This window comes from Bacillus sp. ISL-18 (assembly GCF_018613415.1).
Lineage (GTDB): Bacteria > Bacillota > Bacilli > Bacillales > Cytobacillaceae > Neobacillus.
In genome coordinates, this window is sequence record NZ_JAGGQG010000018.1 from 48760 (window position 1) to 66195 (window position 17436).

At 38.7% G+C, this 17436-nt stretch carries 17 protein-coding genes and 1 pseudogene; 8 read left to right on the forward strand and 10 right to left on the reverse strand.

Annotated features, from left to right (window positions below; genetic code table 11):
- Nucleotides 1-9: 9 nt before the first annotated feature.
- Nucleotides 10-591, forward strand: a complete 582-nt coding sequence (locus tag J7E81_RS23040; RefSeq protein ID WP_215045880.1) for a DUF421 domain-containing protein — start codon at nucleotides 10-12, stop codon at nucleotides 589-591.
- A gap of 57 nt (nucleotides 592-648) precedes the next feature.
- Here the strand turns inward: J7E81_RS23040 and J7E81_RS23045 are convergent, their stop codons facing one another.
- Both J7E81_RS23045 and J7E81_RS23050 read right to left on the reverse strand, forming a co-directional pair.
- Nucleotides 649-1212, reverse strand: coding sequence for a DUF1259 domain-containing protein (locus tag J7E81_RS23045; protein WP_308162268.1), 564 nt, complete (start codon nucleotides 1210-1212; stop codon nucleotides 649-651).
- Between the two features lie 255 nt (nucleotides 1213-1467).
- Nucleotides 1468-2067 (reverse strand): NADPH-dependent FMN reductase, encoded by a 600-nt coding sequence (locus J7E81_RS23050; RefSeq protein WP_215045882.1) that lies wholly within the window; start codon nucleotides 2065-2067, stop codon nucleotides 1468-1470.
- A 298-nt stretch (nucleotides 2068-2365) separates the two neighbouring features.
- On the opposite strand from J7E81_RS23050, the gene J7E81_RS23055 reads away from it, so the two are divergent.
- From J7E81_RS23055 to J7E81_RS23075, 4 genes and pseudogenes are all read left to right on the forward strand, one after another.
- Nucleotides 2366-3955 carry an amidohydrolase gene (locus J7E81_RS23055; protein ID WP_215045884.1) on the forward strand — a complete coding sequence of 530 codons (1590 nt, stop codon included), beginning with the start codon at nucleotides 2366-2368 and terminating at the stop codon, nucleotides 3953-3955.
- A gap of 244 nt (nucleotides 3956-4199) precedes the next feature.
- Entirely contained in the window at nucleotides 4200-5393 is a 1194-nt protein-coding gene (locus J7E81_RS23060) for a nucleoside transporter C-terminal domain-containing protein (RefSeq protein WP_215045886.1), read from the forward strand.
- 28 nt (nucleotides 5394-5421) lie between these two features.
- The gene (locus J7E81_RS23065; protein ID WP_215045888.1) at nucleotides 5422-6252 is read left to right on the forward strand and encodes a D-alanyl-D-alanine carboxypeptidase family protein; all 831 of its coding nucleotides are present in this window, start codon (nucleotides 5422-5424) and stop codon (nucleotides 6250-6252) included.
- Between the two features lie 33 nt (nucleotides 6253-6285).
- A pseudogene (locus J7E81_RS23075) lies at nucleotides 6286-8367 on the forward strand (thioredoxin domain-containing protein).
- Between the two features lie 93 nt (nucleotides 8368-8460).
- On the opposite strand, the gene J7E81_RS23080 reads toward J7E81_RS23075, so the two are convergent.
- The 6 genes from J7E81_RS23080 to J7E81_RS23105 all read right to left on the reverse strand — a co-directional run bounded on the left by J7E81_RS23080 (nucleotide 8461) and on the right by J7E81_RS23105 (nucleotide 13967).
- Nucleotides 8461-8565 carry a YjcZ family sporulation protein gene (locus J7E81_RS23080; protein WP_215002334.1) on the reverse strand — a complete coding sequence of 35 codons (105 nt, stop codon included), beginning with the start codon at nucleotides 8563-8565 and terminating at the stop codon, nucleotides 8461-8463.
- A 238-nt stretch (nucleotides 8566-8803) separates the two neighbouring features.
- The gene (locus J7E81_RS23085; RefSeq protein ID WP_215045894.1) at nucleotides 8804-9151 is read right to left on the reverse strand and encodes a hypothetical protein; all 348 of its coding nucleotides are present in this window, start codon (nucleotides 9149-9151) and stop codon (nucleotides 8804-8806) included.
- A 72-nt stretch (nucleotides 9152-9223) separates the two neighbouring features.
- Nucleotides 9224-10390, reverse strand: coding sequence for an MFS transporter (locus J7E81_RS23090; RefSeq protein WP_215045896.1), 1167 nt, complete (start codon nucleotides 10388-10390; stop codon nucleotides 9224-9226).
- Nucleotides 10391-10657: 267 nt separating this feature from the next.
- The gene (locus J7E81_RS23095) at nucleotides 10658-12292 is read right to left on the reverse strand and encodes a PhnE/PtxC family ABC transporter permease (protein ID WP_215045897.1); all 1635 of its coding nucleotides are present in this window, start codon (nucleotides 12290-12292) and stop codon (nucleotides 10658-10660) included.
- Nucleotides 12289-13047, reverse strand: a complete 759-nt coding sequence (locus J7E81_RS23100) for a phosphonate ABC transporter ATP-binding protein (RefSeq protein ID WP_215045899.1) — start codon at nucleotides 13045-13047, stop codon at nucleotides 12289-12291. Before J7E81_RS23100 ends, J7E81_RS23095 begins: the two co-directional genes overlap by 4 nt.
- Nucleotides 13048-13061: 14 nt before the next feature.
- Nucleotides 13062-13967 carry a putative selenate ABC transporter substrate-binding protein gene (locus J7E81_RS23105; RefSeq protein ID WP_215045901.1) on the reverse strand — a complete coding sequence of 302 codons (906 nt, stop codon included), beginning with the start codon at nucleotides 13965-13967 and terminating at the stop codon, nucleotides 13062-13064.
- A 354-nt stretch (nucleotides 13968-14321) separates the two neighbouring features.
- Between J7E81_RS23105 and J7E81_RS23110 the strand changes: the two genes are divergently transcribed.
- A complete protein-coding gene (locus J7E81_RS23110; protein ID WP_215045903.1) occupies nucleotides 14322-14546 on the forward strand; it encodes a spore germination protein in 225 nt (74 codons plus the stop codon).
- A 188-nt stretch (nucleotides 14547-14734) separates the two neighbouring features.
- Entirely contained in the window at nucleotides 14735-14935 is a 201-nt protein-coding gene (locus J7E81_RS23115) for a cold-shock protein (protein ID WP_101646071.1), read from the forward strand.
- Between the two features lie 868 nt (nucleotides 14936-15803).
- Here J7E81_RS23115 and J7E81_RS23120 read toward each other — a convergent pair.
- The gene (locus J7E81_RS23120) at nucleotides 15804-15953 is read right to left on the reverse strand and encodes a hypothetical protein (RefSeq protein ID WP_215045906.1); all 150 of its coding nucleotides are present in this window, start codon (nucleotides 15951-15953) and stop codon (nucleotides 15804-15806) included.
- Nucleotides 15954-16086: 133 nt separating this feature from the next.
- Between J7E81_RS23120 and J7E81_RS23125 the strand changes: the two genes are divergently transcribed.
- The gene (locus J7E81_RS23125; protein WP_215045908.1) at nucleotides 16087-16236 is read left to right on the forward strand and encodes a hypothetical protein; all 150 of its coding nucleotides are present in this window, start codon (nucleotides 16087-16089) and stop codon (nucleotides 16234-16236) included.
- 381 nt (nucleotides 16237-16617) lie between these two features.
- On the opposite strand, the gene J7E81_RS23130 is transcribed toward J7E81_RS23125, so the two are convergent.
- Complete coding sequence (locus J7E81_RS23130) at nucleotides 16618-17049, reverse strand: hypothetical protein (RefSeq protein WP_215045910.1); 432 nt, start codon at nucleotides 17047-17049, stop codon at nucleotides 16618-16620.
- Nucleotides 17050-17436: the final 387 nt, after the last annotated feature.

A 17436-nucleotide genomic window follows, 5' to 3' on the forward strand; every position in this document is an offset into this window, starting at 1 on the left:
GGATTTTGAATGGATTTATCCTTTATCGTAAAATCTTTTATACTATTCTTTACGGGTGTATTCCTGCTTCGGATTGCTGGAAGAAAATCGATTTCACAGATGACCCTTGCTCAAACCATCGTCATAGTTTCTCTTGGTCACATGATCGTTGAGCCTATTGTAGAAGTTAGCATGGTGAAAGCCATTGGAGGGGCTGTTATTTTTGTTGTGTCCATTATAGTAGTGGAATATATCCAGCTTCATTTTAACAGATTTGAAAAATTAATTATGGGAAAATCAAAAATGGTTATTGAAAACGGAGAATTAAATATAAAAAATTTGAAGAAGTTACGATTAACGGTCGATGGGTTGGAGATGCGGATGCGTAATATGGGCCTTACAAAAATAGCAGATATCAAAATGGCAACCATTGAACCAAACGGCCAATTAGGCTATGAGTTAAAAGAAGAAGCAAAACCATTAACCATTGGCGAGTTTAAAAAACTAATGAACATCAGTTCACAACAAAATGAGAGTCAAGATGCAGGCCAAAATATCTTCGATGAAATCTATTCCGATACTCCGCAAAAACATCCTGAATACCTAAATTGACTTGAACCAAGCTAAAAGAAAACCCCCCGGTGAATACCACTATACCGGGGGCTGTTCTTATTTAAATAGACCTGCTTCTCTTGCTGCTTCAAAACTATTTTTCGCAAATTCAACTGGATCTCCGACATTTTCCCAATGCATATACATTAAGCGCGGATTGTCAAATAGCCAGTGGTTGTGCACGGCAGTGACAATCAAGCCTCTTTTTCTCAATGCAGATAGAAAAGGATTAATTTCTTCTTGAAGCACCACAGACTCACCAAGGTTAAGTGTTTTACCCTTTCGATTGTCTTCAAATGAAAGCGCAAATGGCAGTGCCAGTGGGGATTGCGTGCGTCGCTCTAAAATCGTTGCATGGATATTTCGGAGGCGTTGAACAACACATACAGGTGTTGAGGTAATTACCATTCCTCCAATGATATCGGCTAGTTTTTGGCACATGGTTGAATCTTTACCATCACAATTACATTTGGAAGTATGTTCATGCTTACGACTATTGTGATCCATCATTTCCATAAAATTAAAATCGAATTCGTCGTTTCGTAAGAAATCCAAATGATCGTTCGTTGAACTTCTATAGGAAGTTTGATTTCCTAAGTTATCAAACTCTCTCTTTGCCATAATATCAACTCCTTGTCCAATTCTCATTAGATAGGATATTCAGAGGCAGAAGAAGGGATTGGATAAATGACCATAGTAAAAGAGCCTTTTTATTTAAAATAGTCTAACGAAAATTACTTAATGTGTAATTTACCGTTGAGATCTATTTTAGGGGTATGATTTGGAGTTTGTTTTATTGTTGTTCATTATATCGGGTTCATGTTTCTTCTAAAAAAAGGGAGCAGTCATTCAAAAGAATGCTGCTCCTTTTATTGATTAGCGTACAGTTTTTAATGCGCCGCTCCAAGCAAGAACTTGGTCGAGCATGGCATTCACGTTGTTTAAGTGTAAATCCTGTGGTTTGAAGTCAGTACCGTTTTCAAAATCAGTAAATAAAGATAATGTTGGGTGGACCCTGACATCGGCAATACTTAATTCCCCGCAAATTCCACGTAAATGCTCTGCGGCACGTGCACCGCCGGTAGATCCGTAGCTGACGATTCCAGCTGCTTTATTGTTCCATGCCTCACGTGCACAATCAAGAGCGTTTTTCAAAGCCCCTGTAATACTATGGTTGTATTCTGCGACGATAAACACAAATCCGTCTAAACTTGTAAGCTTCTCATTCCATCTTCCTAAACCAGGCTCAGACCCGTCAGTGGTGCCCAAGAATGGTAAGTCAAAATCTTTAATATCAACGATTTCGTAATTTGCGTCTCCACGTTTATCGGCTATTCCTTTCACCCATTCGCCGACTTGTGGACTTACACGCCCTTGACGTGTGCTTCCTAAAATAATCCCGATGTTTAACTTTTCATTTGCCATACTTGTTTCCTCCTTGGTTTCCTGACCAAATAATCTGCTAAAAAAGCCCAATTCAAGCACCACCTATGGCTAAATACAAATCATGTTAAAATGTTTTCCTTTTTATTCCATTTTATTAGCCTTCAAATTTTACTATTTGTTATTTTCTGCGATTTTATTCCTGTATTTAGGGTGTTTTTTTTCTTTTTTTAAATCTAATCTTTCTTCTGATCTTTTTTCATCAATCTAAATAATCCCTGCTGAAATAATAAATTAAGATCTTGGTGTGTTAACATTAAAGGAAAGATTTAGGAAGAGAGATTAACAGTTGAACTGATAGTAAACTCACTATAAAAGGGAGAGAGATAATATGAAACAATTATGGTATGGCGGAAGGATTTACACCATGGAAAAGGAAGAGGAAATGGTAGAAGCGGTTCTTACGGACGAGGACAAAATTATCGCCACAGGGACTTTTGATAAACTCAAGAATCATGCAGATGAGTTAAATCATTTGGAAGGTGCCGTTATGTATCCAGGTTTCGTTGATAGCCATCTGCATATGATCTTTCAAGGGGAGAAGTTAACCCGCCTAGATTTATCGAAGGCAACTTCCGCAGAAGAAATGCTTGAAATGGTGAAAGAGGCAGCAAAAAACACACCTCCCGATCAGTGGCTATTTGGTGAAGGATGGAATGAAAATAACTTTGCGGATCAGCGGATTCCGACGATTCAAGAGCTCAATAAAATTCGCAAGGAACCTATCCTGTTAACAAGAATTTGTCACCATGTGATCTTAGGCAATACAGCAGCACTTGAAGCAGGGAGTATCTTTGAAGAAAGTGAATCCCCAGCAGGCGGAGAAATCGGCCGGGATAACGATGGTAAGTTAAATGGTTTGTTGTATGATCAGGCATCCAGCGCCGTGACAGGAGCAATTCCAAGAGAGGGGGAAGCGTACATAGAGTCGTTAACCGGATCTCTTAATCTTGCGGTTGATCAGATGTTATCCTATGGATTAACTGGTGGACATACCGAAGATATGAGCTACTTTGGAGAATTTATGAATCCTTTAACCGCCTTCCAACGGGTTGTAGGAGAAAAACATCACTTTAGAGTCACACTGCTTCGACATAATGCCGTGTTTGAAGAAATGATGAAAGCAAATGTTTCATTTGACGAGCCCTTTATTGAACCAGGGGCCATGAAAATCTTTGTGGATGGTGCATTAGGAGGCCATACAGCAGCATTATCTCAACCATATGCGGATCAACCGGAAAAACGCGGCTTATTCATCTATACAGATGAAGAATTAGAAGCATTAGTAAAAATGGCCCGTCAGTATAATGAAGCTGTGGCCGTACATATGATTGGCGATGCAGGAGCAGAACAAGTGCTTAGTGCTATTGAAAAATATCCAGTAACGAATGGTAAAAGAGACCGACTGATTCATTGTTCTGTGTTGCGCGAAGACTTAGTAGAAAGGATGGAAAAGTTACCCGTTGTGTTAGACCTTCAACCAGCATTTGTACCTTCTGATTTCCCATGGGTCATAAATCGACTGGGTGAAGACCGGTTGGAATGGTCTTACGCTTGGAAAAAACTAATGGTCCGGGGTTTAATGTGTGCGGCTGGAACAGATGCACCAATAGAGGACATTAATCCTTTATATTCTATCTATGCAGCAGTAGAGCGAAAAAAACCTTATGCAGAACATGCTGGATACCTTCCAGAAGAAAAGCTGTCTCGCTTCCAAGCCATTCAACTTTATACCATTGGAAGTGCAAAAGCCATTTGTAAAGAACACGAACGCGGGCTTATTAAACCTGGATACGCACCAGACTTTTCCATCTTTGATCGGGATTTATTTTCAGGAACATCCGAAGAAATGCTGGCTGCAAAAGCCGTGAAAACCGTCGTGGCCGGTAAGACGGTATTTGACAGAGTTAGATTCAATTAGGATTTAGAAATCGATTTTTTAAGTACTTCCAACCTATGAATAAAGGGTTGGATTTATTTTTGGCTTTTGTATAAAAGGGTGAGGACGCTTGGCGTCGGCCGGCTACTCTTAACTATGAATAAACTAGTAAAAAACATGCAGACTATTTACTTAGATACTGATTATTTTCATTCCCAAGTCTAGTACTGAGCTTGGAATGAGGACTTTCTGTTACAGGGAAGCCCGAGCACAGGGGGGTGTTTGCATGCTTTTTCTTATGAATGTATTAGGGGTTCTAGTTGTTTTAGGTCTGGTATTTCTTTGCTCTCCTAATAAGAAAAAAGTAAAATGGCGTTCAATTATTAGTTTGATCGTGCTTGAATTGTTGATTACCTGGTTTATGCTTGCAACGAAAATCGGAACATGGATTATCAATCAAATTGCCTCGTTTTTTACGTTTCTCATATCCTGTGCGAACGAGGGGATCTCTTTTGTTTTCCCATCTGCCATGGCAAATCCATCGGTTGATTTCTTCTTTAGTGCATTAATGCCGATTATTTTTATCATTACCTTCTTTGACATCCTTACCTACTTTGGGATCTTAATCTGGATAATCGATAAAGTAGGCTGGGTGATTTCTAAGGTTTCAGGTTTGCCTAAGTTGGAAAGCTTCTTTTCGTTACAAATGATGTTCCTTGGAAATACCGAGGCATTGGCTGTCATTCGACAACAACTCATCGTGTTGAAGGAAAACCGCCTCCTAACGTTTGGAATCATGAGCATGAGCAGCATTAGCGGGTCGATTATCGGTGCTTACTTAAGCATGGTTCCTGGTATCTATGTGTTTGCTGCGATTCCGTTAAACTGCCTAAATGCTTTATTACTGGCAAGTTTGTTAAATCCGATTGAGGTCAGTAAAGAAGATGATATTGTCTATGTACCTTCCAAGAATGAACGAAAAGATTTCTTCTCTACCATTTCCAACAGTATGCTTGTGGGAATTCGCATGGTTATTGTCATTATGGCGATGGTGGTGGGTTACGTAGCGTTAACCGCCTGCGTTAATGGAATATTAGGATTTTTTGTACATGGACTTACGGTTCAAAAGATTTTTTCATTCATTTTTAGTCCTTTTGCTTTTCTTCTAGGATTGTCAGGACATGATGCCATGTATGTTGCTCAGTTGATGGGTACCAAGCTTGCGACAAACGAATTTGTCGCGATGATTGATCTTAAGAAGCATCTTGCTTCCTTACCACGTCATACAGTTGCAGTGGCCACAACGTTTTTGACATCCTTTGCCAATTTTAGCACGGTGGGGATGATTTACGGAGCCATTTCCTCGATTATGGGGGATGAAAAGTCTCGAATCATCGGAAAAAATGTCTGGAAGCTGTTAGTGAGCGGAATTGCCGTTTCGCTGCTTAGTGCCTTGTATGTGGGGTTGTTTATTTGGTAAAAAGCACTAGTAAAACTGGAGGAACATCATGGTCAACATCCGGAAGTTCGTTGTAACAACCAGTTTAATCCTTTTCATCCTGAATGGGTGGTCACAGAAGGTAAGTACAGCTGAGGCAGTACCGCCCAATATTGTGGGGGAGTATGGAGTCGCCATCGATGCCGTGACAGGCGAGATTCTTTACAACAAGAATGCCCACTCAAAAGCATATCCTGCCAGTATGACGAAAGTGTTAACGGCCACAATTCTGGATGCTCGTTTGAACGATGGGGAAAAGTTAACGGTTAGTCGACATGCAGCACAACAAGAATGCATCTGTTTCGGACTGACAGCAGGCGAAATGATTTCTAAACAAGACGCAATGAAGGCTTTATTACTGTTAAGTGCAAATGATGTCGCTGTGGCAATTGCTGAAAATGTGGCTGGCAGTGAAGCCGGATTTGCCGAACTTATGAATCAAACCGTGAAACAATGGGGACTTAAAGACACCCATTTCGTAACAGCAAATGGATTACATCATCCGGCTCATTACACAACACCATATGATATGGCGCTTATCACCAAAGAAGCGATTGCGCATCCTAACGTGCTGAAAGTCTTGTCTACACAAACGACGCAAATTAAAACAAGCAGGCAAGAGAAAACGATTCATACTCTGCTTCGAAACATGCCATACGCAATTGCCGGGAAACCTGGTTTTACAGATGCCGCACAACATACATTGGTTGAATATTTAAAAAAGGGGGATAAGGAAGTCATCTCTGTGGTGATGAAGACGGATAAAAGGTCCAAATACAGTGACATCCAGACAATGGCAAACTATTCGTTTGATTATATGCAAGCACTTTCGGCCCGCTAATTCGAGAAATATTATGAAAGGAGATGATGCCTAATGACTACTGAGAGAAAAGCTAATAGACTAATACAAGAAAAATCTCCCTATCTTCTTCAACATGCTCACAATCCTGTAGAATGGTTCCCATGGGGAGACGAGGCTTTTGCTAAAGCAAAGTCAGAAAATAAACCTGTATTTGTTTCTATTGGCTACTCCTAGTGGATCTCTTAGTCCACTTGCCACTGGTGTCATGTGATGGAAAGAGAGAGTTTTGAGGACGAAGCTGTGGCGAAGCTATTGAACGAACGGTTTGTCTCGATTAAGGTGGACCGAGAAGAGCGGCCTGATATTGATTCTATTTACATGCAAGTTTGCCAAATGATGACGGGTCACGGCGGCTGGCCGATGAGTGTTTTTATGACGCCGGAAAAAGTTCCTTTTTATGCTGGGACGTACTATCCAAAAGAAGCCCGCTATGGACAACCTGGATTTAAGGAGCTAATTGTCGGACTATCAAACAAATATCAACAAGACCCTGATCATATTAATGAAGTGGTTGAAAGTGTGCTGGGGGCATTAACACCTCAGGATCAGGAAGGACCTCAAGCTAAATTATCTAGAGAAGTAATTGAAGATTGCTTCGATGATTTTGTTGAACGGTTTGATGGCAAGTATGGCGGATTTGGCGAAGCCCCTAAATTTCCGATGCCTCATTCGTTAATGTTTCTTTTACGTTATTACAAATATAGAAATGATGAACACGCCCTGGATATGGTGGTAAAAACGCTTGATGGACTTGCTCAAGGAGGTATTTACGATCACATCGGTTTCGGATTTTCGCGCTATTCCGTTGATGAGTATTATCTTGTCCCACATTTTGAAAAAATGCTCTATGATAATGCCCTGCTGGTTATAGCCTATACAGAAGCTTACCAGATTACTAAGTATGACCGTTTTAAACAAGTTGCCGAGCAAATTCTTACTTATATTCTTCGGGATATGCAGCATTCAGATGGCGGGTTTTATTGTGCAGAAGATGCGGACTCTGAAGGTGAAGAGGGAAAGTTTTATGTTTGGACACCTGATGAAGTGATGGAAGTGTTGGGAGAAGATTTAGGCAACATATATTGCCATGTTTATGATATAACCGAACATGGTAATTTTGAAGGTCATAATATCCCAAATTTAATTAACGTGGATTTAAACAGATTCGCTGATCAACACAATCTATCTGTAGAAACTCTAAAAAGTCAGCTGGAAGAGGCAAGGCAGAGGCTTTTCACGTATAGAGAGGGAAGGGTCCATCCCTATAAGGATGATAAAATCCTTACCTCCTGGAATGGGCTAATGATTGCTGCCCTTGCAAAAGCGGGCAGGGCTTTCGGGCAAGATGAGTATCTAAAGTCTGCAGAGCAGGCCATCGCTTTTATTGAAAATCACCTAATCATCCATAACCGTTTAATGGTCCGGTACCGTGATGGTGAAGTCAAAAATAAAGGGTTTATTGATGATTATGCTTTCATGCTGTGGGCTTATGTAGAAATGTATGAAAGCACATTAGAATTATTGTACCTTTCAAAAGCTAAGAAGGTAACAAAAAACATGATGGATCTATTCTGGGACAACCAGGATGGAGGTTTTTTCTTTAGCGGAAGTGATCATGAAGAATTACTAGTACGGCAAAAAGAAGCTTATGATGGAGCTATTCCATCAGGAAACAGTGTTGCTGCCTTACAAATGATTCGGCTGGCGCGGTTGACAGGTGACTACGAGTTAGAGGAAAAGGTCCAAAAATTATTTAATGTTTTTTCTGATGAGTTAACCAGATACCCAACAGGACATACCTTGTTATTGCAATCTTATTTGCTTACCCAAATGGGAATGAAGGAGGTAATCGTCCTTTCATCCGGAAATGATTACGATGAACTAATAAAGGAACTGCAAACTGGTTTTTACCCGGAAGTTACTTACTTGGTTAGTAGTAATCAGGCGCAATTGGCAGAAGAAGCACCATTTACGAAAGATTATCAAATGGTAGATTCAAAAACAACCATATATGTCTGCGAAAATTTTGTATGTAATCAACCAACAAACGATGTAGATGATGCTTTATCCCTGATTAAGAAAAAAGACCGCTAAAAATACTTAAAGGGTACATGAAAAATTAGTAATAAAGAGGGTTCTGAATAAGTTTCAGAACCCTCTAAATAAATTAATCACCTTGTGAATAGATTAGTATCCTCCACCCATGAAGGATGCTCCAACGATGATTAAAAGGATGAAAAGAACAACAATTAAAGCAAAACTTGTGCCCATTCCGCCGCCTTGGTAGCTCATGTAAGCTCACCTCCTTTTGAAGAGGTAATACATTTTATGCTTAAGGAGATAACTTGAAAGGGACAAGCATGTAATTATTCTTAAAAAGTTTTTCCTTTTTCGAACTTTGAGTAAAATCCGACGTACAGAAATTTTAAATTTATAAATAAAAAAAGCTGAGAGATGTTAAATCCTCAGCTTTTTCAATTGCGAATGCACTGTCAATATTGTTGCGATTTGCACTGCCCGTTAAAAAATACTAGCGGTCTTTACTAATTCCTTTACCTTTGCTATAGTCCCAATATTTAAGGGTATCCGTTTGGCCGGTCGGTTCACTTTTTAAAATATGACCATCTTTGTCTTTATAGACTTCATATTCCTCATATGTTTCTAGGATATACCCATCCTCTTTTTTACGTTTCACAAGTCGTTCTTCCGTTTCCGGGACGTTCGTTGATGGTTTCACTTCTGCTGGAATGGCCGCAGCGGGCTGATCGTTAGAATAGGCATAGTCTTTATACAAGAATGAGTATGGTGAATCAAGATAAGCTGAAAAGCCTAAGAGAATCACAACGAAAAAAACACTGATAAGGGTTTTTCTTTTCATGTTTATGCTCCTCATTTTTATTGAATCCTCAAACCCATTTTATGCATGTCCCCACAACATATGCCTGATAAATTAGGGATTGGTTATTTTTGCAGGATTCACCTGAGGACGGAAGATAAGAAATAACACAAAGGCAACGATTGTAATCACGACCCCCGAAATGTAAGGCAGCCCAATGGTTAGCGAAAATAGCCATCCGCCTAAAGGCGGCCCAATTATCCTGCCGAGTGAATCAAATGACGATAACAAGCCAGTAGCCCGGCCATGTCCCGCTGTCGACAATTTCGTCAATAGGGAAGAGACACTTGGCCGGATGACGCCATTTCCTAACCCAAAAATAGTTAAAAAGATTGCAGCAGTAGTAAAACTATGGACAAGCAAGATAAGCCCGAATCCAAGGGCCGAAACAATCATCCCGCCTTGTATCACAACTCTCTCACCAAATCTCTTTGTTAATCTCCCAACCAATCCCCCTTGAACGAGTGCACTGCCGAAGCCCATTATCATGAAAATATAACCAAGCTGTATGGCGTCCAAACCTGCTTTTTTAGCAGCAAAATAAGCAAATGTTGCTTCAAGCCCTGAAAGGGAGAGTGAAATTAAAAACTGAACGAAAAACAGAATCGATGTGGGTCCGTTAAGGGCCTTCCAGAAAGCGGGTCTTTTTTGTCCCGGTTCGCTCCCCTGCTGTTTTGATTCTTTCAATAAAATGAATACAAGCACGAGGGTAATAAACGAAGAGCCACTTGCCAGATAAAAAGGCATATTTAAACTGATTTTTGAGAAGATGCCGCCAATTGCCGGCCCGAAAACAAAGCCAAGGCCTGTCCCTGCCCCAATAATCCCCATTCCCTTACCACGGTTTTCCTCAGTTGTAATATCAGCTACATAGGCCATCGCGGTTGGCATATTGGCAGAGGATAAAATCCCGCCGAGTATTCTCGCGGCAAATAACATCCACAATTGGGTAGATATAGCCTGGATGAAGAAGGAGAGTCCCAGTCCAGCGATTCCAAGCATCATTACCGGCTTTCGCCCGATCCGGTCAGAAACCTGACCCCATATTGGGGCAAAAATAAGCTGCATAAGCGAATAAACCGCCATTAACAGACCGAGTTCTGTTGGATTAGCCCCAATTTCCTGCGCGTAAAAAGGTAAAACCGGAATGATGATCCCGAATCCAACCATGACGAGAAACATAACTAAAAATAATATCGGTAAAGCCCTTTTTGTTTGCATAGTTCTCACCCCCAATGGTAAAAAGTCATTCTATATTAGAATATAGCAAAGGAATGTTCGAAAACAAGCAATTACATCCCATTATTTCCTCGATTGGAAATTGTATGCATTCTAACAGTTTGTAAACTCATGAACCGAAGGATATAGATAATATAGCTTAGCTAATCCTATGTAACAGGGAGCTAACAAAAAGCTAGCAAATTAATAGCAAGCATATAGTTTTTGATAGCAAAGAAAAAGCACATCTCTAATGAAATGTGCTTTTTCTTATTTAACAGCTTTTCTAGTGCTTTCAGAGGCAAAATCCGCTATAACAACGAGAATCATATAACATAAAAGAAGTAAGGTAATTTGCGTGTAATTGAAGAAGCTCATGGCTAACTTAAAGTCCATTCCTAATCCACCAGCACCAACAAACCCCACAACAATCGTTGTTCTCATGATCACTTCCCAGCGATAAAGGATGTAAGTAAGAAATCTGGGCATCACAATCGGCAGGATTCCATAAAAGAAGGATACTGTTTTAGATGCACCCGCTGATGCTAAATTACGGATGGGACGGGAGTCCATGTCTTCAATTACTTCAGCCCATAGCTTTCCTAGAATCCCAAAATTATGCAGGGCTAAGGCAATCGCACCGGGTAATAAACCCGGTTTAAAGATAAAGATAATCATCATCGCCCAAACAAGTTCAGGCACGGCCCTGGAAAAAATATAAGCGAGCCGCACTACACCAAATAGCAGCCAGTTAACCCCTTTTTTATCCCCGGTTAATTTGCCGTTTGCGATGTTCCGTGCGGCCGGAACGACCGTAATAAAGGCGGTAATGGTAGCGAACCCGATAGCCATAATACTCATTTCCAGTGTTTCAATCGTAAGCTTGAAGGCAGCGGACCAGCTTTTGCCATCAAGAAACGCTGGATGATCACCACCTATCCCAATAAGCCCGCCGAAAAATCTTTTCGCCGCTTCGATATTCCGATTAGAAAACAGCTCGATAAATGATGCATGTTCGCTTATTTTGATAAATACCCATGAACCAATGATAAGGAATAAGGTAAAAAAGACGGATCTCCAGCCAGGACTAAAACCTCGCTGTTTCTTTCGCTCCGTTAAGGCTCTTCTGACAAAATTGCTCCATAAATCAACCAAAATAACTAGTCCGATCAGAAAAAACACAAAGGACCAAACTCGATCATATCTTAAGTCCTGAAGGGCCAGCTGAATTTGGTAGCCCAATCCGCCAAGCCCGATAAAGCTCATAATAGCTGAAGAACGTATTGCACATTCAAAGCGGTACATCGTATAGCTAATCATATCCGCCCAAATTAATGGCAGGTAGCCATAAATAAGAATTTGCAATTTAGAAGCCCCTGCTGTTTTTAAGGCTTTAATCGGTTCCTCTGAGACATCATTTAACATATCTGCGAAAATCCTGCCCAAAATACCACCATAGGGGATGGCGAGGGCAAATATCGCTGCATAAGGGGAAAGTCCCACTGCCGCCACAAACAGCCAGGCCCAAATAAGTTCATGAATCGAACGCGTAAACCCTAAAATACCTCTAAAAAACACCTTTGAAACCAATTTCGAAATCTTTGTAGAGGTTAATACACCTGATGCTAGAATCCCGACAATAAAGGCATATAGAATCGCCAAAGACATCCCGGCAACGGCATATGCTAGTGTAATCCACGCAGATTTCAATCCAAGCAGCAGAACATCCGGAGATAGGTCCGGATGAAATAGGCCTTCAACGATTTGCCATAAGGTTGGAATCCCGCCGGAATGAAATAAATCGGCATTCCACCGAATCGAAAAAAGGCTCCATCCAAAAATAGCTGCCAACAGGAGTGAAAGGAGAAAGCGGTTATGCAATCGAAATAGGCGGGTTACTTTCATAGGGGACCACCGCTTTGTAATTGGTATAACTCAGCTAAGAGGTCATCGGTTACTTGTTCGGCTGGCAAATCAAAAAAGATCTCACCATTTTTCATTGATATGATTCTTGTGAAATATTTTCTAGCATATTCAACCGAGTGGAGGCTGGTAATTAAGGTCTGGTTTTCCTCTGTGACAAACTTTGTCAGCATGGATAAAATGTCATCTGCTCTCGCCGGGTCTAATGATGCGACCGGTTCGTCGGCTAAAATAATTTCTGGCTTTTGGACCATAAGCCTTGCCATGGCGACACGCTGCTGTTCTCCGCCTGATAAAGTGGAGGTGATTTCAAAGGCCTTATCGTGAAGTCCGACACGTTCTAATGCCTGAATCGCTAACTCTTTCTCCTGAGGGATTAAGAGGGAGAAAAGAGATTTAACTGTTCCCCACTCTGAAAGTTTTCCGGCAAGCACATTATGGATGACCGCCAGCGGTCCAATTAAATCGAATTGCTGGCGGATTACACCCACTTTTTTTGCAAACACTTTTCCATTTTTATAAGCAGAAAGGGGCTGACCATCAATGTGCAGGTCCCCCCCTGAAATAGGCACAAGCCCGGCAATAGAATTAAGCAGAGTGGTTTTACCCGCTCCGCTTGGTCCAATTAATGCCACTAGTTCGCCTTGTTTAATCGTAAAAGAAAGGGAAGATAGGGCTATCTTCCGCTCAAAGTGTTTTGTTAATTTTTGCGCTTCAATCATATGTTTTGAAGACATTTCTCTGACACCTACTACTTAATGATGTTTAATTCTTTTGCTACCTTTTGGATTTTTTGATAATTATCATTTTTTGTTTCAATAAATTTTTCGGTTTGGAAGAAATCGGTTATTTCTTTCTGATCGGTTGTAATGGAAAGGATGGCATCTTCCACTTTCTTTTTAGCACCATTCCCAAAGACGTCGTCTACATTGCTGTTGATGGTCCAGTTATAATCATAGAAAGGAGGAGTTGTATAGAATACCTTTACTTTGTTAGTATCTACTTTTTTATCCTTCACGGCTGCTTCCCAGACGGCTTCGTTTAGTGCACCTGCTTTGAATGCACCTGATTCTACTAATTTATAAGTAGTATCATGTGAGCCAGAGAAGTTTGGCTTTCCGTCAAAGTCTTTGCTAGCGTCAATTCCCGCTTCTGATAAATAATAACGCGGCATTAAATGTCCAGATGTCGAGCTTTCGCTGCCAAAGGTGAACGATTTCCCTTTTAAATCTTCAAGCTTTGTTATACCAGAATTCGGTTGAGTAATGAAAACAGAATGGAATTCGGCATCTCTTGGTCTTTGTGCGAAAGACTGAGCACCAGGAACAAGGCTAATTGCTTGAACACTAGTTAAGCCGCCAAACCAGGCCATATGAATTTCGCCGCGTTGAAACCCTGTTACAAGGGCAGCGTAATCAACTGATGGAACAAATTCTACTTTCATTCCCGTTTTTTCACTTAAATATTTTGCAACTGCTGTCATCCCTTTATCAAGTTCTGCAGCATTTTGGTCAGGAATTGCACCAATTTTGAAGACTTCTTTTGTATTAGTTGAATCTTTTTTTGTATCACTTGCTTGATTGTCCTTTTGCGTGCCACATGCAGCTAAGGAGAAAACCAGCATAGCTAATATTAACACAGATAACCATTTCTTCATAAATGTCCGCACCTCTTAGTATAGTAAATTCTTATTGCCTTTCTCATTATAAAGAAAGAATTTTGTCGAATAAATTCATTTAATCTATTTGTTCTATAAAGTTTAATCGATTTTATGAATAGGTGATTAACGGGAATTAATTTGGAAGCACAGTGTTTACAAGAAAAAACCTGCCTAAATGCAGAGATACCGTTTTTATTCTTAAACTATCATTTGTGACTATTCTTCAACATTCCATCCTTTTGTTAGGAAGGAGTGATTTATTTCAGCTTTTTTTAAAGATTTAATGAAGATGCTTAAACAAGCATTCCACCTTGTACATATAATGAAAAAAAGGAAGGGAGGAGTGTTTACTTGACGGCGGTCAACCGAGATGGAATTACGATTGGGACGATTTCAGGGGGGATTGTAAACTTTGGTGGAGCAGTTACGATTGCACCGATATCCATTACACGAACTACATCAGGATCTGGTGGAGATAACGCCGGCGAAAGTATTACCACTAGCAGTGGAGCAAGTGGGATATCTGAAACGAGTCTATCAGGAGTACTAGATATAATCAGACGGAGTTTAGCCTAACCCGTCTGATTTTTTTGATATTACCTTTTTAACATCCTTGCAATTAACTGTGAAGGATGTTAAGATGAATAAGAATTATTTTTGTTCGGTGTAAAGGATAGTATAAGATTAACTTTTCGTCTTGATGATCACTGAGTGCAAGGATAGTAACATATTGTGTGCATGGCACACAGCAGGAGGAAATACAAATGGAAAACGGTAAAGTAAAATGGTTTAATGCAGAAAAAGGATTCGGATTCATCGAGCGCGAAGGTGGAGACGATGTATTCGTACACTTCTCAGCAATCCAAGGCGAAGGTTTTAAATCTTTAGATGAAGGTCAAGCAGTTACTTTTGACGTAGAACAAGGCCAACGCGGACCACAAGCTTCTAACGTTCGTAAAGCTTAATTGTAAGCTCAAATAAAAACAGGCTCTATTTTAGAGTCTGTTTTTTTATTTTTATTTTTTTAAAAAACATAACAAACAAAAACCCCACTCACGAATGAGCGGGGCACATGAAAACAAAAAGTAATTCAAATGGTATAACCATTGTAGCATATATTTTGGGATTAACCTAATTTTTTTTCATTAATGAGCTTTTTGCTCTTTTTATTTTGGTTCAATATTCATACCTGTTAGTGAAATAATCTCTTTTTATTTTCATAAATGAACTGAAATCCATATAAGAAAAAAGCCTTGTAAAGGAAGTAGAAGAAAAATTGAAATGCATTGAATCGAACCAATCTAAAAAGTTTAATCCTTGGGAACAAACTTTTAGCTAGAATTGTAAATATTAAATGAAAAAAGGCACTTAGGGTAATAAACTTTTTGAAATTTCCATATGTCCATTTTAAGGACCATAAAGCCACCGTTAACATTGGACCTATTAAAAACGGAAATTCGTTATAAAAAAAGGAATTTGGTTTATTATAAAACAGCCACCATCTACGTTTCTTTCCAATTGGAACATCAATAAGATTTATTAAATACACAAAGATAAAGGATGGAAAAAATCTCTTAATACTCCTCCATTCCAAAAAAAACATTGGTATCCATGAAAGTAGTACCATTGAAATATTAAATAACCACTTATTTTTCATTGACATTTTTAAAATTCCTCTACACTTTTTTCTTAGAATGTCTATTTAAAAAAAATGTATTCATGTATCTTGAGGATTTAATTTACTTTTTTTATGCAAAAAAACCTTTGATCATAAATATCAAAGGCAAAATTTAAGTATAAAATTGTTGGCGAAAATAGAGACATAATTAAAAACTAAAAATCCTTATCATCAAGCATAATAGCGTCATTTAATAAAATTATATCTGTTAAAATCATTTCCCTTATAGTTTCGTTGTTACATTTATAAATATCATCAATTAGTCGCCCGATTTCTTTCGATAAGAAAATTTTTATTTCGCTCATGGGTGTATTCCTCTCTTTATAGTTTCAAAGGTTTATTTATTCCATTATATGTTGGAAGTTCGAAAATTTAGACGTGCAAACTTAATTTTTAGTTCGTTATTCGAATATGTTGTGTAATAAAGGAGAGTCAAAGATGAAGCAATACAAATTCGTTGCTCCAATAGTAGCGAGGGATGAAATGGTCAAGGTACTGGTACATGGTTCCATTGGGGGGAATCACACGATTGATAAGATTAACTCACTTCTAAAATATAGAAAGCCTTCCTTAATTGGAGGGCTTTAAAATCTTTTATTCTTCATCATCATCAGATGCATAAAATAAATCTTCGAGTAAATTCCAATATTCTAAGTCTTTTTCAGTTAAATTATCATAGTCCTTTTTATCCTTATTTTTCATTGAAATTCAACTCCTTCTTGAAAAGTTTACACTCCTAAAATAATAAGACAAAATGAACGACTTATTACTTATTTATCCAAATAATCAATATTTAAACAATTAATATTTTTTTGTTCGCTAGGAAATATATCCGTATACCCTGTTATACGCCACACAACAAAAAGCCCTTCTCAATCGAGAGGGGCTTCTAATTTTGATAAAAAAAAACACTTAAGAATTAATTATTTTTTCTTTTAAATTAATGCACCCGCAAAGTGACCTGCAATATTAATGACTTAATTCCTCATAATCTGTATTTAGAGGTGAAGCATACATATTTATAAATAGTATGTAAACTGGATACAGAATAACAGACCCATAAATCAGAAGGCTATATCTAGGAAAAAGTGTAACTCCTGCATTAATAGGAAAAACAACTGGGAAAAAAGAGAAAGAAAGAATAAAATATGGTATCCACAAAATGAGTGACAAATAGCTGTATTTTCTGCCTATAGTCCATTTTTTTGTTAAGTAAATGAATAAAATTGTCAAAAGTAGAAGTCCAATAACATTAATAGCAGCAATTATGATGTAAACATTATCCCATTCCCAGCCAGTTAAAGTACTGATATGAGTTACATTTATTATGAGTTCGATTGCTATAAACAACGCTATTGCGTATAAGGCACTAAGAGTATTTAACTTTATAAAAAACATCATCATATACCTCCTTAATTAGAAACAGCAACACCTCTGAGTTAGTTCTTTATTCATTATAATCATTTTAAAAGTAACCTGCCACGTTAATAAGCTATCCAAAAGATACTCAGGTGCAAAATAATGATAATCAAGTTAAACAACCTAGTAATAATACAAGTGATAAAGTTATTCACTATAATATTTCTAATTATGGAGATTTTTTTTGTTGGTTCCCAAAGTGTAAACATAAAAATTAGACAGAGATTAATTTTAATGAGAGATGATCAAATTAGACTTAGAGAGTCTAATTAAGAGGTTACTAAGAAGTAAATACATCACAAGAAAATAAAAACAAACCACCAGTCGATTAGACTGGTGGTTTTCTATACGTGCGCCCAGCATGGGTGC

What these genes read in the sequence shown, in the direction of transcription:
- J7E81_RS23130 (WP_215045910.1), bottom strand. Translation starts at nt 17,049, where the DNA reads ATGATGTTTTTTATAAAGTTAAATACTCTTAGTGCCTTATACGCAATA.
- J7E81_RS23105 (WP_215045901.1), bottom strand. Translation starts at nt 13,967, where the DNA reads ATGAAGAAATGGTTATCTGTGTTAATATTAGCTATGCTGGTTTTCTCC.
- J7E81_RS23125 (WP_215045908.1), top strand. Translation starts at nt 16,087, where the DNA reads ATGAAGCAATACAAATTCGTTGCTCCAATAGTAGCGAGGGATGAAATG.
- J7E81_RS23060 (WP_215045886.1), top strand. Translation starts at nt 4,200, where the DNA reads ATGCTTTTTCTTATGAATGTATTAGGGGTTCTAGTTGTTTTAGGTCTG.
- J7E81_RS23045 (WP_308162268.1), bottom strand. Translation starts at nt 1,212, where the DNA reads ATGGCAAAGAGAGAGTTTGATAACTTAGGAAATCAAACTTCCTATAGA.
- J7E81_RS23095 (WP_215045897.1), bottom strand. Translation starts at nt 12,292, where the DNA reads ATGAAAGTAACCCGCCTATTTCGATTGCATAACCGCTTTCTCCTTTCA.
- J7E81_RS23065 (WP_215045888.1), top strand. Translation starts at nt 5,422, where the DNA reads ATGGTCAACATCCGGAAGTTCGTTGTAACAACCAGTTTAATCCTTTTC.
- J7E81_RS23040 (WP_215045880.1), top strand. Translation starts at nt 10, where the DNA reads ATGGATTTATCCTTTATCGTAAAATCTTTTATACTATTCTTTACGGGT.
- J7E81_RS23085 (WP_215045894.1), bottom strand. Translation starts at nt 9,151, where the DNA reads ATGAAAAGAAAAACCCTTATCAGTGTTTTTTTCGTTGTGATTCTCTTA.
- J7E81_RS23090 (WP_215045896.1), bottom strand. Translation starts at nt 10,390, where the DNA reads ATGCAAACAAAAAGGGCTTTACCGATATTATTTTTAGTTATGTTTCTC.
- J7E81_RS23055 (WP_215045884.1), top strand. Translation starts at nt 2,366, where the DNA reads ATGAAACAATTATGGTATGGCGGAAGGATTTACACCATGGAAAAGGAA.
- J7E81_RS23100 (WP_215045899.1), bottom strand. Translation starts at nt 13,047, where the DNA reads ATGTCTTCAAAACATATGATTGAAGCGCAAAAATTAACAAAACACTTT.
- J7E81_RS23115 (WP_101646071.1), top strand. Translation starts at nt 14,735, where the DNA reads ATGGAAAACGGTAAAGTAAAATGGTTTAATGCAGAAAAAGGATTCGGA.
- J7E81_RS23080 (WP_215002334.1), bottom strand. Translation starts at nt 8,565, where the DNA reads ATGAGCTACCAAGGCGGCGGAATGGGCACAAGTTTTGCTTTAATTGTT.
- J7E81_RS23120 (WP_215045906.1), bottom strand. Translation starts at nt 15,953, where the DNA reads ATGAGCGAAATAAAAATTTTCTTATCGAAAGAAATCGGGCGACTAATT.